Source organism: Paenibacillus sp. sgz302164, assembly GCF_056120505.1.
Genome location: NZ_JBVYOL010000005.1, coordinates 253,013 through 267,958, shown reverse-complemented (window position 1 = coordinate 267,958; position 14,946 = coordinate 253,013). Strand labels below are relative to the sequence as shown.

The 14,946-nt window shown below is 50.4% G+C and carries 11 protein-coding genes; 9 read left to right on the top strand and 2 right to left on the bottom strand.

The annotated features are described in order from the left end of the window. Positions 1 to 104 precede the first annotated feature (104 nt). From AC0LWT_RS10785 to AC0LWT_RS10755, 7 genes are all read left to right on the top strand, one after another. Positions 105 to 749: an HlyD family secretion protein gene (locus tag AC0LWT_RS10785; RefSeq protein ID WP_474681243.1), complete on the top strand. Its 645-nt coding sequence runs from the start codon at positions 105 to 107 to the stop codon at positions 747 to 749. Between the two features lie 21 nt (positions 750 to 770). Beyond that, positions 771 to 2,357 (top strand): DHA2 family efflux MFS transporter permease subunit, encoded by a 1,587-nt coding sequence (locus AC0LWT_RS10780; protein WP_474681242.1) that lies wholly within the window; start codon positions 771 to 773, stop codon positions 2,355 to 2,357. 51 nt (positions 2,358 to 2,408) lie between these two features. Beyond that, positions 2,409 to 3,068, top strand: coding sequence for an HlyD family secretion protein (locus AC0LWT_RS10775; protein WP_474681241.1), 660 nt, complete (start codon positions 2,409 to 2,411; stop codon positions 3,066 to 3,068). Between the two features lie 11 nt (positions 3,069 to 3,079). After that, positions 3,080 to 4,405: an efflux RND transporter periplasmic adaptor subunit gene (locus tag AC0LWT_RS10770; protein ID WP_474681240.1), complete on the top strand. Its 1,326-nt coding sequence runs from the start codon at positions 3,080 to 3,082 to the stop codon at positions 4,403 to 4,405. Between the two features lie 28 nt (positions 4,406 to 4,433). Beyond that, entirely contained in the window at positions 4,434 to 6,182 is a 1,749-nt protein-coding gene (locus tag AC0LWT_RS10765; protein WP_474681239.1) for a hypothetical protein, read from the top strand. A gap of 114 nt (positions 6,183 to 6,296) precedes the next feature. Next, entirely contained in the window at positions 6,297 to 6,545 is a 249-nt protein-coding gene (locus AC0LWT_RS10760) for a hypothetical protein (protein WP_474681238.1), read from the top strand. Between the two features lie 120 nt (positions 6,546 to 6,665). Next, on the top strand, positions 6,666 to 9,431 hold the full coding sequence (locus AC0LWT_RS10755) for an S-layer homology domain-containing protein (protein WP_474681237.1): 2,766 nt from the start codon (positions 6,666 to 6,668) through the stop codon (positions 9,429 to 9,431). A 140-nt stretch (positions 9,432 to 9,571) separates the two neighbouring features. Here AC0LWT_RS10755 and AC0LWT_RS10750 read toward each other — a convergent pair whose 3' ends face one another. Together AC0LWT_RS10750 and AC0LWT_RS10745 are read right to left on the bottom strand one after the other, a co-directional pair. Continuing rightward, the gene (locus AC0LWT_RS10750; protein WP_474681236.1) at positions 9,572 to 10,468 is read right to left on the bottom strand and encodes an RCC1 domain-containing protein; all 897 of its coding nucleotides are present in this window, start codon (positions 10,466 to 10,468) and stop codon (positions 9,572 to 9,574) included. Positions 10,469 to 11,335: 867 nt separating this feature from the next. Further along, on the bottom strand, positions 11,336 to 11,776 hold the full coding sequence (locus AC0LWT_RS10745) for a hypothetical protein (RefSeq protein ID WP_474681235.1): 441 nt from the start codon (positions 11,774 to 11,776) through the stop codon (positions 11,336 to 11,338). 40 nt (positions 11,777 to 11,816) lie between these two features. Here AC0LWT_RS10745 and AC0LWT_RS10740 point away from each other — a divergent pair, with 40 nt between their 5' ends. Both AC0LWT_RS10740 and AC0LWT_RS10735 read left to right on the top strand, forming a co-directional pair. Next, the gene (locus tag AC0LWT_RS10740) at positions 11,817 to 12,293 is read left to right on the top strand and encodes a hypothetical protein (RefSeq protein ID WP_474681234.1); all 477 of its coding nucleotides are present in this window, start codon (positions 11,817 to 11,819) and stop codon (positions 12,291 to 12,293) included. A gap of 715 nt (positions 12,294 to 13,008) precedes the next feature. Then, positions 13,009 to 14,847 (top strand): hypothetical protein, encoded by a 1,839-nt coding sequence (locus AC0LWT_RS10735; protein WP_474681233.1) that lies wholly within the window; start codon positions 13,009 to 13,011, stop codon positions 14,845 to 14,847. Positions 14,848 to 14,946: the final 99 nt, after the last annotated feature.

Here is a 14,946-nt window from a genome sequence, read left to right as displayed (position 1 = left end):
GTCCATTTTATAGGGAGGGAACTCAACGACATGCCGGCCTTTATGAATATGGGGTCAACAAAAACCGTTAAGCATTTCACTAAGACGATAAAGGTAGAGAGAACATGAAGAAAAAGTTGATCCTGTACGTTATTTTGAGCGTTTCTTTATTGGTTGGATTAGGGGGAGGCTCTTATTACTGGTATCAAGTGAATTATTTTATTAAAACCGAGGATGCCAGAGTAGCCGGAGATATGTATCGGGTTATCCCGCGTTTAACGGGAAAGCTTCATTCCCTTCAGGTTGCGGAAGGCGAAAACGTGATGCAGAACCAAATCGTCGGCCAGCAGGACTTTGTTAATTTGTCGGCAAGTTTGCTTGATCAGGCGGTATTGCGCACGTCATCGAACGGAACGGTGGTCAAAATCAATGCGAAACCCGGTGAAGTGGTTTCCGCCGGACAAACGGTAGCTACGGTAGTAAACAAGCAAAATTTGTACATTACCGCCAACATCAAAGAGGATAGCATTCGCCGGGTATTTATAGGGCAGGATGCCGAGTTTACAATAGACGCTTTTCCGGGAGTCACATTCACGGGAAAGGTGAAAGAGATCGGGGAGGCTACCGCAGCGGCCTTCTCATCCACGGCTTCCTCTTCCGGAAACTTTACGAAGGTTACGCAAATTTTTGCCGTCAAAATTTCTATCGATGACCAGCAAGAACTGAATATCATACCAGGCATGAGCTCGGTGGTAAAAGTTCATCTATAGAAGAGGGTGGGGAGAAAAACGATGTCTGTAGATCAATTAGAAGAGATCCCGGCAGTTGTGGATGGAGAAAAAAAAGAAGCGAACTTCTGGCTTCCGCTTGTCGCTATTATTTTGGCCACTTTCTTATCGGTGTTAAGCAGCAGCTTGGTCAGTGTGGCATTGACCAAATTGTCTCTCGTATTCGGCGTTCCGACCAGCACGGTGCAGTGGGTGGCAACCGGTTTTATGCTTGCTTCCGCTGTGGTGATTCCTGCAAGCAGTTATCTCAGCACCAGGTTCGGCAGCAAACAAGTGCTGGTTGTGTCGGTGGCAGGCTTCACAATTGGTTCTTTGTTATGCGGATTTGCGTGGAATGATTCCAGTTTGATTGCCTTTCGTATTTTTCAAGGGTTTACGGGCGGATTCATCATGCCGATCGGCATGTCTGTCATATACAGCATCGTACCGCGCCAACAGATCGGCTTAGCCATGGGCGTATGGGGCATTGCGGCGATGGTAGCTCCTGCCTTGGGGCCTACCTTGGGCGGATACATTATTCAATATTTTAGCTGGAGATTATTGTTTTTGATTAATGTTCCCATAGGCTTGATAGCTTTGGCGGCTTGCTACTTTCTGATCAAGGACGTTTCGGCGAAGGAAAAAGGCAAAAAGTTCGATTTCACCGGGGCCATCTTCTCCGTCTCATTTTTTGGTACGGTGTTGTTCGCCATAAGTAAAGCTCCGACCGAGGGCTGGACATCTTTTTATATACTGAGCTTATTTTTTGTCGCTGCTGTCAGTTTGGCTTTACTCTTATGGGCGGAGCTTACAAAAGAGCGGCCGCTGATGAACTTGTCCGTGTTAACCAATATTAAATTCTCCTCCAGCGTGCTAATATCCGGGCTTGTCCAGATGTCCATGATGGGCAGCACCTTCCTGATGCCGATTTATTTGCAAAATATATTATCCTTGAACGCCATGGAGGCCGGGATCCTGCTCCTGCCTCAAGCGATAGTTATGGCTCTTATGATGCCGATCAGCGGCAAGTTTTTGGACAAATTGGGAATTCTGCCTTTAGGCATGACCGGTTTAGCGATCCTGGGCATAACTACATTAAAGCTTTATTCATTAACAGCCGATACGCCTTTATCCTGGGTGAACACGATTTTGATCATAAGGTCTGTCGGTATCGGACTTTGCTTGATGCCGATCAGTACGGTCGGTATGATGGATGTTCCGAAAGAGCAAATCTCGGATGCCTCGTCGTTATCGAACGTATTGCGGCAGGTCATGTCTTCGATGGGGATCGCGCTGTTAACGGGTATTATGAGCAGCCGCCAATATTTCCATTTCTTTAGAATGTCCGAAAATGTCCCGTCGACATCCGATAGCGCGAATCAATTCATTTCGGCAATAAGCGGTATGCTGGGTCAAAGAGGGCTGGACCTGTCCGCCGCCCGCACAGTAGCCATGACTCAATTTTCGGGCATTTTGCAGAAAGAGGCGATGGTCCGTTCGATCGCAGATACTTTCTTTCTTTCTGCTTTGCCGGCTTTTATTTGCATCCCGTTACTGTTATTGCTGATTCTTAAGAAAAAGCCGGATGAGCCGCTCGTACAAAAAGCTTAATACGGGGAAACGCATGAACAAACACAAAGACCGCATGTTGGAGGGGAAGCAATGAAGCGCAAGCTGATTTTGTATGTTATTTTAGCTGTCATAGTTCTTAGCGGCGGTGGCATTAGTTATTATTACTGGTACCAAAACGCAAACTTTGTGAGCACGGAGGATGCGCGGATTTCGGGAGATCTGTACCGGGTGATGCCCCGGATTTCCGGTAAAATCAATTCATTAGGCGTGAAGATAGGCGATGCGGTAATTGCAGATCAAATCGTCGGCCAGCAGGATATAACGAATCTATCCAACAATTTGCTGGATCAAGCGGCACTGCGCGCTCCCATTAGCGGAACGGTTATCCAGACATCGGCCAAGGTGGGGGAAGTCGTATCCCCCGGGCAATCCGTTGCGGTGATCGTCAATAAGAGCTCGCTTTACGTATCGGCGGAAATTGAGGAGACCAACATCAATAAAATACATATCGGCCAACCGGTTTCGTTCAAGCTGGATACTTACGAAGGGGCTGAATTTCAAGGCAAAGTGAAAGAGATCGGTCAAGCGACGGCTTCAACCTTCTCCCTGCTTCCTGTGACCAGTACGAGCGGTAACTTCACCAAGGTTACACAGCGTGTCAATATAAAAATTTCCATAGACGATCAAAAAGGGTTCGATCTGTCGCCCGGCATGAATGCGATCGTCAAAGTTAATATCAAAGGGGAGTAAGGTGAATAGAGATGAGAAAACATTTGAACGTGCTATTATCATTAAGTATACTGGCGGGATCTATGGCGGTCGTTAGCGGTTGCAGCTCTTCTTCGGCAGGCGCATCCGTGCAGCCGCAGCTTCCTTCGGTGAAGGTTACCACACTGGGAGGCGTGAGTGCTGCAGGAGCAAGCGGCAAAATTGCAGCCGACCAAACCGTGCAAGTGGTTTCCAAAATCAGCGGTAAAGCAGTGAGTGTCAACGCGGAGGAAGGCGCGAAAGTGAAGAAAGGCGATGTGCTCGTTCAACTGGAGACCGACGATCTGTCCGAGCAATTCGATCAGGCGCAGGCGGGATTTGCCGCATCGCAAGCGAAGTTGGCAGATACGGAAGCCGGCGCACGTTCGCAGGATGTTCGCGCTGCTGGGGCGGCAGTGGAGCAGGCCAAGGCTGCAATCACACAGGCGGCGGCAGGGGTCGATCAGGCGAAGGCGGCGCTTGATTTGGTGACGAAGGGCTACAATCAGGCGCGGAATTATTTTGAACAAGGTGAAGTCACCGAAGAAGGACGAGATAAAGCGGCGCTCGATTATGAGAAAGCAAAATCGGCTCATTCCACCGCCCTGGCGCAGCAGCAATCCGCGAATGCGCAGCTTTCTTCCGCTCAAGCAAAGCTGGATTTGTTGAAGGAAGGGGCGACGGCAAACACCCTTGACGCTTTGCGGGCGGACGTAATGCGCACGGAGGCGGCAATGAACATTGCCCGGCATGCCCTAGATAATGCGGCAATCGCAGCCCCGATCGACGGGGTGATTGTCCGGAAAAACGTTCATGCCGGCGAGATGGCACAGGCCGGAGGCGCTTTATATACCATAGTAAATATGGATCAAGTGAAGGTGGAAGTGAGTGTGCCTGAGAATATGGTTGCTTCCATCCAGCAGGGATCTAAGGCAGCAGTCACATTGCCGAGCATTCCTGGCAGAACTTTTGAAGGGACAGTATCTTTCGTCAGTCCGGTCTCGGATACGAATAACAATACATTCCCGGTTAAATTGTCGGTAACGAATACGGACGGAGCGCTGCATGCCGGAGCGGTTGCCGTAGTTGCCTTCGGCAGTACTCCAGGTGAGGCTGGGACTCGTCTGGAGATTCCGAAGACAGCGGTCATTACGAAAGACGGCAAATCGATCGTTTACAAGCTCGACGGAGATATTGTTCATCCTGTCGAGCTGACAACGGAAGTGAAAAATGAGGATTGGCTTTATTTGACCGGAGCCGCAGGACTCAAGAACAGCGATAAGATCGTTCTAAATCCTTCCGATAAGCTGACTGACGGCACCAAAGTACATGCGGAATAATCCCCTTAATAAGAAAGGAACTTGTCACATGAAGATCCAACTAAAACAAGCAGCTATGACTTTTGTTTTGTCCGCTTCGCTGTTGATGTCCGGCTTACCGGCTTGGGCGGATGGCTATGATGCGGCATCCGACGCCACGAGCGCTGCAGTTTATCACATAAATGAGAGCCTGCATGTAAAGGCAGAGGGTATTTATAATGAAAAAACTTCAGCAGGCGTACGTCTGGGGGCCGTTATAAGAATTGCTAATACGAGCGGTCAGACGCTTCGCGTTCCCGATCATGAACTGCGGGTTACGACGAGCGAGGGGACCGTGTATACGCTTCGTCCAAGCAGCAGTAATGCACGCGGCATCCAGCCGAACTCCGAGGTTGAGCTGACTTACTACAAATTGATAAACCGGCAAACGGAAATTAGTTTGAAGGATTTGTCCCTGATCGATGTGAATTACAACGTGTTTCCGAAGCTGGAAACAACCTTGCTTACTATACCTGTAAGCGGCACTGTTTGGAACGGCAGCCGTTCTGAATTTGAAAACGCAGCTGCATCGAAGGCATGGGGAGAGCCTTTTGCGATCCCGATGCTGCAATCTCCGCTTACTTACACGACCGTAGAATGGAATAAAAGCAATACGGCTTCAGGCGTGGATTATGTTGTGAAGTTGTTGGTTGAAAATCCGTCGGATCAGACGGAAACCATTCCGGCGCTTCTGTTGGACGGGAAAAGCAAGGGCGACTTTTATACCGGAAAACGGTTAGAAGGGGAAGACATTTCTTTAGAGCCCGGCGAAAAAACGTACATTCATTTTGTTATTCACGCCAAGATGGATACAGTGCTTGAAAGCTTCAATGTGCTGACGCCGGAAAGCTTTACCCAAACCGATGCTGCAGGCCAAGCTAAAACGGTGAACTTCAGTATCGGCCGGTTGAATGTTAAACTGCAAAACCGCGGAACAACGGCGGACAATTATACTTACGGCACACCGATCGCGTTTGAACCATGGAACAATGTCATTCATCAGGATCTGAACGTAGCCCTTACCGAGCTGCATGTAACGGATAATAAAGATCAAGGCAGCAAGGTAGCTTTCGCCAAGTTCAGCATCAGCAATAAAGGGCAAAATCCTGTGCCTATGCCGGCATTTCAGACGGAGCTTTCCAGCCAGAGCGGCCATGATTATACGGGCGTAAGGCAAACCGCCGCTCAAACGAGTGTAGCGCCCGGAACTTCGATCGTTGTCAGCTATGCATTCGTGCTTCCGGTTTCCGAAGAGAACGAGGCTTTTACGATGAACATACAGGAAGTTGTCGCAAGCGATTCGGCGAATGGGGGTAATAACGGCTACAAATCAACCATAGCTTCTTATAAGGCGGCAGTGCAAGGGGACGATGACCGCCACAGCATCAAGCTGTATCCGTATACACTGAATATTAAGGATTATTTCCTGTCGCAAATGACAGTGGGGGGAAGCCCGTACGTGTCGCCTTATTACACTTACAAGCTTCGCTTGAATCTGGACATTGCCCGCGATAAGCAAGTCATTACAGACAGCGGCTTCTCGAAGCTGAAATTCGAACTGGCGGATGGAAACGGCGGCATTCTGGGCTCCAAGTCCTTCCCTTTCATGGGCACTGACCGTTTGGTAAACGGAGATCAGACGTTGACTTTTACAAACTTGTCGTTCAGTCAAATTCAAGGCGGCGTTTCCGTGAAAGTGTATGAGACACTGAGCACGCCTGCAGGAGAAATAGATCGCTTTATTGCAGAGCTGAAGTAAGGAGTAACTTATAGAAACCGGCAGAGGATTGGGCGCAATGAACGAATGAGCTCGATCCTCTTGTTAAAGGAGGTCCATTTTGCTAACTTCAAACTGAATGAAACGAGGGTAAGAATGGATAATGATAAACAGTCACTTGTCATAGAGCTTATTCGTACGATTCAATTGACCAGAAACATGAATTGGAAGCTTGAAGATGATGCCAAAGATGAGAATACGGCAGCACAAATAAGAGGTTTAGTCGATTTTCTTGGAAAAGAACAAAGCTACCAGTTGACGTACCTGCTGGATCAAGTGTTTGTGTATTTTAATGAGTTGAATGAAGAAGAGAATACATTGCAGCAGACAAGGTTAGAATCATGAGGTTTACAAAATGTTTAAAGAGCCCCAATAAATTTATAGATTTATCTATAAATTTTTAAGGGCTCTTTTTTTCGGCATGATTATAATAGGCATAAACATAGCATAAGGAGTGGACATGATTTGACAACGAAATTCAAAAGAAAGCAAGTATCCGTTGCCTTGGTATTGCCCCTGCTGTTAAGCTCTCTGAATGGAAGCTTTGCAAGTGCGGCGGCATTGCCAACTACAGTAACCCCGCAGTCAGCGCCGCCTTGGGGGTATTTTGTAGATAATTATCAAAATAATATTCCGGCTAATAATACGGTAAGCTCCAATTCCGCCATTGGGACGCTTTCCAAGTTTCTGGATCTTTGGACGCCTGGTGACAAAGTAACTGATTCGGTGTATTACTGGAAAAATGGCACCAAGCTGAACCCCAGTGTGCTGGATGCTAACATGCAGTATGTGGGAAATATTGCAGCTACTCGCACTGCTGATCAAGAAACGGCGGCATACTTGGATGATCGAAGAAATCAAACCTACTCTGTCACCGAAGGGTTGGGATCACTCACTGATGTGTATCGGACCAAATCGGGAACATATACAACGATTACGGGTGTTGCAGCAGATGCCACAGTGAAAAAATATGACGACGGTAACGGCTCCAATGCTGCAGGAGATGTGAACTCCGAGCTTGGCAAGATGGTAACTCTGATCGGAACGTTGCGAGGCAACTATGCATCAGGCAATCCATCCAAAAATTTCTTTCAGTATCCTCGACCATGGCGTCAGCTTGGCGAAAATGTTCTTATACCTACCCTGATTCCCGCAAAAAGCAGTACTCCGGCCTCGGACGGCGGCTTCCCTAGCGGTCATACGAATGCTGCGTATCTCGCCGCTTTTTCATTAGCCTACGCAGTACCCGAACGGTTCCAGGAGCTCTTGACCCGGGCTTCGGAACTTGGAACCAATCGGATTGTAACCGGTATGCACTCCCCGTTAGATGTCATGGGAGGACGTGTCTTGGCAGCGGCCCTGGCGGCCGCTGCTTTGAATGATCCGGCCAATGCCGCGATTAAACAAGCTGCTTATGACAATGCTCATGCGAATTTGTTGACGCAAACCGGTACAGCGGTGGATCGGTTCAGCGATTATGCAAAAAACAAAGCAGACTATACGCAGCGTCTGACATATGGATTTAACCAGATCAATGCAACCACGAACCCGGTAGTAGTTCCAAAGGGCGCTGAAGTCTTGTTGGAAACCCGTTTGCCCTACCTGGACAGCACGCAGCGCCGCTGGGTTTTGGCCACGACCGGTCTTCCATCCGGCTATCCTCTGCTTGATGATCCCGAGGGATGGGGACGGCTTAATCTTTTTGCCGCTGCGGATGGTTACGGCGCTTTCGCGAATGACGTTACAGTGACAATGGACGCAAGCAAAGGCGGTTTCAACGCATTGGATCGCTGGCGGAACGACATCTCCGGTACAGGTAAGCTGACAAAAGAGGGAACGGGTACTTTAAAGCTGCAGGGCGACAATACTTATTCCGGAGGTACACAGATCGACGGAGGTACGCTTGAGGGCAATTCGAAGACAGCATTCGGAAGCGGCGACGTTGCGAACAACGGGGGAACTCTCGTTGAAAATGTTCCCGGAACAATGACCATCGGCGGAAATTACGCACAATCTGCGGGCGGTACGCTTGAGCTCAACCTTAGCGGCAAAGATGATCTGCTCAACATTAAAGGCGCGGTAAATCCTAACGGGAAATTACGTCTGAATTTTGTGGATAATTATGTACCAGGCAGCGGCGTTTACACGATCATAACCCATGGTAAGGATCAACGGAATGGACAGTTTTCTTCAGTTGAAACTGCGGGCTTACCTAGTCAATATAAAGTGAAGGTAATCTATAATTCCGATAATATCCAGTTGGCGGTAAACTATACAGGAATTTCTTTAGATTCGTCCAGCTATACGTTAAATGTTGGCGGTACCCATAATACCGTAGTTTCAGCGACTTATTTTGATAATACTGCGGTAGATGTCAGCAAGTATACAGCCTACACGTCTTCTCAGCCGCAAGTTGCTGCTGTAAACAGCAGCGGTCTTGTGACTGCATTGAGCCCGGGAAGCACCGTAATTACGGCTACTTACGGAAACTTTAATGCAACGTCTACGGTTCAAGTAAATAGCAGTGGTAGCGGAGGCAGCTCTGGTGGAAGTTCGGGCAATAACACCGGTTCGTCAAGCGGTTCTACAGGAACACCTTCCGATACTAAACCTGCCGCACCGCAAACGCCGTCAAAACCTGATGCTCCTAAAGGATCGACCGGATCGCCAACCACACCAGCCTCATCGAAATTTAGCGATGTGAATGCAGCTTACTCCTGGGCAGCCAAAGCAATTGACGCGTTGGCAGCTAAAGGTGTCATACAAGGCACGGCGGACAAAACGTTTTCTCCGGACAAAAAAATTTCCCGTGCGGATATCGTAGTACTTCTTGTGCGCGCGCTGAACCTTAAGGCGGAATTCGCATCCAACTTTAGCGATGTGAATAAGAGCGACTACTACTACGAAGCACTTGGCATAGCCAAGCAGCTAGGTCTTGCTAACGGTATGGAAGACGGCGCCTTCAATCCTAAAAAGGATATTACCCGCGAAGACCTGATGGTGCTCTGCGCAAGGGCATTAAAGCTTTCCGGCAATTCGGTTGCAGGGAACACTGCCGAACTTTCCAAATTCGCCGATAGCACCCAAATCGCACCTTATGCACAAGAAGCAGTAGCATCCTTAGTCAAGCAGGGCATCGTAGAAGGAAGCGAGAATGGAATCAACCCTCTCGGCACAGCAACAAGGGCTGAAACTGCAGTTATCATTTATCGAATGATAATTAAGCAATAATCGCGAAGAAGAACTCGCCTTTCATTTTTCCACATCGGTTGGATGAAGGGCGAGTTTTTTGTATGTTTCGAGGAATCGCGAAAAGCACCTCACAAAGCACCTTATAATGTTACATAGAATACGCCATGTTTAAAAGAAAACTAATTGCCGGGCAGTTGGATGCCACGCCAACCGCTTACATCGCATTGGCCATATTCATTATCACCCACAGCAACCACAGTGCCGTCCGATTTAAGGCCGAGAGTGTGGGCGCAACCCGCTGCAACCGCCACAATATCGCGCCAGCCGCTTACATTGCATTGGCCATGCTCATTCCAACCCACAGCCGCCACAGTACCGTCCGATCTAAGGCCGATGGCATGATTACTACCCGCCGCAATCATCACAATACCGCGCCAGCCGCTTACATCGCATTGGTCATGTTTATTCAAACCCACAGCCGTCACCGTACCGTCCGATTTAAGACCGATTGTATGAAGATAACCTGCTGCGACCGCGACAATATCGCACCAACCGCTTACATTGCATTGGCCATACCGATTATTACCCACAGCCGTCACCGTGCCGTCCAATTTAAGACCGACGGTATGCCAGTCACCCGCCGCGACCGCCACCATATCACGCCAGCCACTTACATTGCATTGACCTTCATTATTTCGACCTACAGCCACCACCGTGCCATCCGATTTAAGCCCGATGGTACGACGCCAACCCGCCGCAACCGCTACAATATCGCGCCAGCCGCTTACATTGCATTGGTCATGCTTATTCCAACCCACAGCCGCCACAGTACCGTCAGATTTAAGACCGATTGTATGAGCATTACCCGTGTTCGTCGCCATATGAACATTACCAGCCGCAACCGCGACAATATTGCGCCAGCCGCTTACATCACATTGGCCATATTTATTATCACCCACAGCCGTCACCGTGCCGTCCGATTTAAGACCAACGGTATGACGACGACCCGCCGCTATGGTATCTTTAGGCCACCGTTTCACCTTTAACGCCGCTTCTTTCGATGAAATGTAATCCATGTTTTACCTCCTTGAAAACAAGACCTATTTTATTATGAAACGGCTCCACTCCGAGCGGATGCTGCGAAATCCGGGCTTCTGGGCGATCCACGCCTCACCGCGGGCAACAGCCAGCGCGGGTCGATGAAGTCGTGGGGCACGGCCCGAGCCCGCCCTCAGGGTGCCACGTAGAATCGCGGTCGTGCACCTTGGCTAGGTCCAAGTTCCACCATTCGTTGCCATAAGTGCCCCCAGTCTCGAGGGATCGGTCTTGGAATAGAGGCAAGAACGGCAAAGCTTTCCCGGCTTTAGAATGCACCTTGTGGCCGTCAAGATAGGACACAAAGCTCTCCCACGCCAAGTCTTCGTCGAGCCCCTGTGCCGTCAGCGCCTCCGCGATTGCGCGGTCCAAATCATGAGGCATTGCATCTTTCCCTTTCCCTGATCATAGCGATTCGGACACGGGATTTCAACACGGTATATCCAAAAGAAAAAGCTTTCCCCCGCGCTTCGCTTGGGCTAAGTCCACCATCTGTGAACACCAATGTCATGAAAATGTATTACATTATTTCCACTGTAGTTTTTTCAACAACCGATCCCTCAGGGATAACAAAAAAGAGCGATATGCAATATTTCATACCTTAAATATTTTAAAAAACTATCTTGACATCTTGTGGCGCTTTATCTCACAAAGCACCTAATAAAGTTCGACACCTCACCTTACAAAACACCTAACACAACATATGGATGAAACTGTCTAAATTGGATAAGTACCCTTTGATTATAGGCATAGCCAGATTTTCCGGTGTTGAGCACGTCAAAATCGGGAATGATTTTGGTGATTGAAATAATTGGCGGGGTACTAGAGAAAATTGTAAGCGGTAATCATCAAATTTGATTCATTACCAAATCTATCATGTATCTTTTTCCACTAACTTCCCGCTCCGATATGAACTCCCCCCCATTCCCTGGACGAGATGCAATTTCAAACCCTTGCCCCCAATCGAAATGACCAGTAGCCAAATTAGATATGTATAGAATGGACATGTTTAGGTCAGCAGCAGCCTTGTGAACTATCAAATGCAAGAACATAGAATTAATTCCAAAGGGAGTGAAACCGGAAGGGGCTGAACTTCCGGTTTTTGCGGCCCATCGGCAGTGCATTCGAACCCTCTGCCAGCTCATCCGGGCTAAAAAGGAAAACCCGGTCGCCAGAGCAGGCGCATCATTGGCAGCGCGCGGAGAAAACCTGCAAAAGTGCATCTTTTTGCTCCTGAATGCGCTTGATTCGTAAAATTCCTGCAAATCTGCAGTTTTTTCCGCTGCCATTGCGGACCGGGCCCTCTCAGAGTGGAAAATTCCTGCACAATTGCAGGCTTTTCCCCAAAACGAGCCGATTCTGTCGAAAAAGCCTGCACTATTGCAGGCTTTGCCGTCCACCGGCAGTGCATTCGGGCCTTACGCCAATGCAGGCTTTGCGGCTCCCTCCGCAGCGCATCCGAGCGCTCGGTCGCTCAAGCAGGCGCATTATTGGCAGCGCGCCGGAAAAAACCTGCAAAAGTGCATCTTTTTACTCCTTAATGCGCCTGATTTGCAAAATTCCTGCAAATCTGCAGTTTTTTCCTCTGCCATTGCGGGCTGGGCCCTCTCAGAGTGGAAAATTCCTGCACATTTGCAGGCTTTTCCCCAAAACGCGCCGATTCCGTCGAAAAAGCCTGCACATTTGCAGGCTTTGCCGTCCACTGCCAGCGCATCCGAGCGCTCGGCCGCTCAAGCTGGCGCGTCATTGGCAGCGCGCCGGAAAAAACCTGCAAAAGTGCATCTTTTTGCTCCTGAATACGCCTGATTTGCAAAATTCCTGCAAATCTGCAGTTTTTTTCGCTGTCACTGCGGGCTGGGCCCTCCCAGAGTGGAAAATTCCTGCACATTTGCAGGCTTTTCCCCAAAACGCGTCGATTCCGTCGAAAAAGCCTGCACAATTGCAGGCTTTTCGGTGGCTCTCCGCCAATGCAGGCTTTGCCGTCCAGCGGCAGTGTATTCGAGCCCACCGCCAATGCAGGCTTTGCCGTTCATCGGCAGTGCATTCGGGCCCACCGCCAATGCAGGCTTCGCGCCTCACCGGCGGTGCATTCGGGCCACCGCCAATGCAGGCTTCGCGCCCCACCGGCGGTGCATTCGGGCCGCCGCCAATGCAGGCTTCGCGTCTCACCGGCGGTGCATTCGGGCCCACCGCCAATGCAGGCTTTGCCGTCCACCGGCGGTGCATTCGAGCCCACCGCCAATGCAGGCTTCGCGCCCCACCGGCGGTGCATTCGGGCCCACCAGCGCATCCGAGCCCCTCGCGAATGCCCGCACCGTGCGCAGCTCCCAGCGCGCGGCGGCGCTGCGCCGCATGACAGCGGCCCGGTCGCCCCGCGGGGCCCTCAACCAGGGTGCGGGTTCGGATGCACGGGTGGAGGGCTTTTGCGAAAAAATCGTCTATCGGGCAAAACATGTTTATTGCCTGCTCCCGGCCGGAAAGCTATAGTACTTGGAGAAATCTACGCAAAGCGGAGGTAGCTATGGATACGAATATCCATATGAAAGAAGCGTTTCGGTGGCGCGCCCGGCTGATTTTGGAGCAATCCCCGCTCAATCCTGTCCCCGATTCCGACAAGGCGCGGAGGTATTTGTACGATGCCATTGCGCGGTTAGGCATGCAAAGAGAGACGGAGCTGGCCTTGCATCATGTCCGGTTGGCCAACGACGATCCCGGCGAGCATGGGATGTTTTTTCGCTATGCCAATATGGATGCTTTTTTGCGGTTCGGCCATCTATACAGCGCCGAGTTAAAGGGAAAAGTAAGGGCGCGAATGCTGCTGCACGATCAGTTCGAGCTGGAGAGCGGCACCGAAAACCATAAAATCATGAATGCGGCAGCCGGATATTTGACCGCGCAAACATGGCCGGACTGGAAGCACGCAAGTAGGCTTACAACGCGGTGCGCTGCCTATTTGGACCGTTATTTTCACCAGGTCTCCCATTTTGGGCAGGGGGAGTTCGACTCGACCACTTACAGCGCGATGTATTTGAACGCATTGGCAACTTTATACGATTTTGCCGGAGACCTTTTGCTGAAAAAGAAAGCCGAAATGATGCTCGATTGGTATTTGGCCAATACGGCGGGGGACTGGCTGAACGGCGTATTTACCGGCGCGCATTCGCGGGATTATCATCCGACCGAGACGTTCGGCAGCTCGCCGGCGGGAACGGCGGCGGCCTGGCTGTACTTCGGCGGGCGAACGCCCGATTTGCGCAATGGCGAGCCGCATTACAGCGTCATTAATGCGCTGTCCGCTTACGCGCCGCCCGATATGCTCGTATGCATCGCGCAGGACAGAAGCTTTCCGTTCGAGCATGTGGAAACGCACGACGTGACTTCCGTTTCCGCGAAAGCTCACGATTTTCATGAAACCAGGGAGCTTGCAGGAGCAAGCCGGGGCTTGAAGGGGCTGGGTTATATTAGCCGAACCGGCGTTCGCAAATACACCTATGTCACGCCCGGCTTTGCGCTCGGCAGTATGACGGACGGCAAGCAGGGAGATGTGATATGGTCCGGACAGCTAAGAAGATGGTCGCTCGATTGGGATTCGGATGAGCCTTCCGGGGTCCTTTTTTTCAATCATCCGTTTCCCGATTTCGGCTCTCCGGAGGAACGGTATGCGGACAATTGGCTGGGATCGTCGCCATACGAGCAGGTCATTCAGCATCGAAGCGCCTTAATCGCGCTGTACCATATTCCGGCGGGGACGGCTTACCAATACGGCCCGCGGCAGCCGTTCCGGTCGGATCGCGATCCCTATATCGACGGGTTCTTTTCCGGCAAGGCCATTTACCGCCTTACCGAAAAGCCCGGCGGTCGCATATTCGCCCACGGCGGAACGGTCTTGATCGCAGTGAGGCTGCTGAAGCCGTACCGGTGGATAGCTGACGAAAGCGGAAACCGAAGGCTGCGGAGCGACGGTCTTATTCACGCCGTTATTGTGGAAGCGGCAAGTCCAAGCGATTACTCCCGGGAGGCGGACAGCGGGTTGAGCGAAGAGCGGAAAATTGCGGCTGAACTCGGCCGCTACCAAGACGCTGTTATGAGCCGAACGCATGTGGATGCATCACGGCTGGACAGCCCGACTCCCTCCATCACGTATACGGCTTTAAGCGGGGACGTCTTACATATCGCGTACGACGGGCAGCGGCTGCTGAACGGAAAAGAGATCCGGTATGACGAATGGCCGTTAATTCGCAATCCGTTTATGGAGTCGGAATTGAACAGCGGTATTCTGAAGTTGGAATACGAGGGGAAGGTATGCACGTTGAATTACAAAACTTGGGTAAAGGAATGGACAAGTAGCGGTTCTAAATAAATGAAATCCGCGCATACTTATCAGAGAAAAACCCGAAATGAACGGGTTTTTCTTGTGTTAGGAAGCATTTCGCAATCTGCATGCGGATTGAATCAGAGG

Coding starts and splice junctions, on each gene's coding strand:
- AC0LWT_RS10785 (WP_474681243.1), top strand. CDS start 105: ATGAAGAAAAAGTTGATCCTGTACGTTATTTTGAGCGTTTCTTTATTG.
- AC0LWT_RS10780 (WP_474681242.1), top strand. CDS start 771: ATGTCTGTAGATCAATTAGAAGAGATCCCGGCAGTTGTGGATGGAGAA.
- AC0LWT_RS10775 (WP_474681241.1), top strand. CDS start 2,409: ATGAAGCGCAAGCTGATTTTGTATGTTATTTTAGCTGTCATAGTTCTT.
- AC0LWT_RS10770 (WP_474681240.1), top strand. CDS start 3,080: ATGAGAAAACATTTGAACGTGCTATTATCATTAAGTATACTGGCGGGA.
- AC0LWT_RS10765 (WP_474681239.1), top strand. CDS start 4,434: ATGAAGATCCAACTAAAACAAGCAGCTATGACTTTTGTTTTGTCCGCT.
- AC0LWT_RS10760 (WP_474681238.1), top strand. CDS start 6,297: ATGGATAATGATAAACAGTCACTTGTCATAGAGCTTATTCGTACGATT.
- AC0LWT_RS10750 (WP_474681236.1), bottom strand. CDS start 10,468: ATGGATTACATTTCATCGAAAGAAGCGGCGTTAAAGGTGAAACGGTGG.
- AC0LWT_RS10745 (WP_474681235.1), bottom strand. CDS start 11,776: ATGGCAGCGGAAAAAACTGCAGATTTGCAGGAATTTTACGAATCAAGC.
- AC0LWT_RS10735 (WP_474681233.1), top strand. CDS start 13,009: ATGGATACGAATATCCATATGAAAGAAGCGTTTCGGTGGCGCGCCCGG.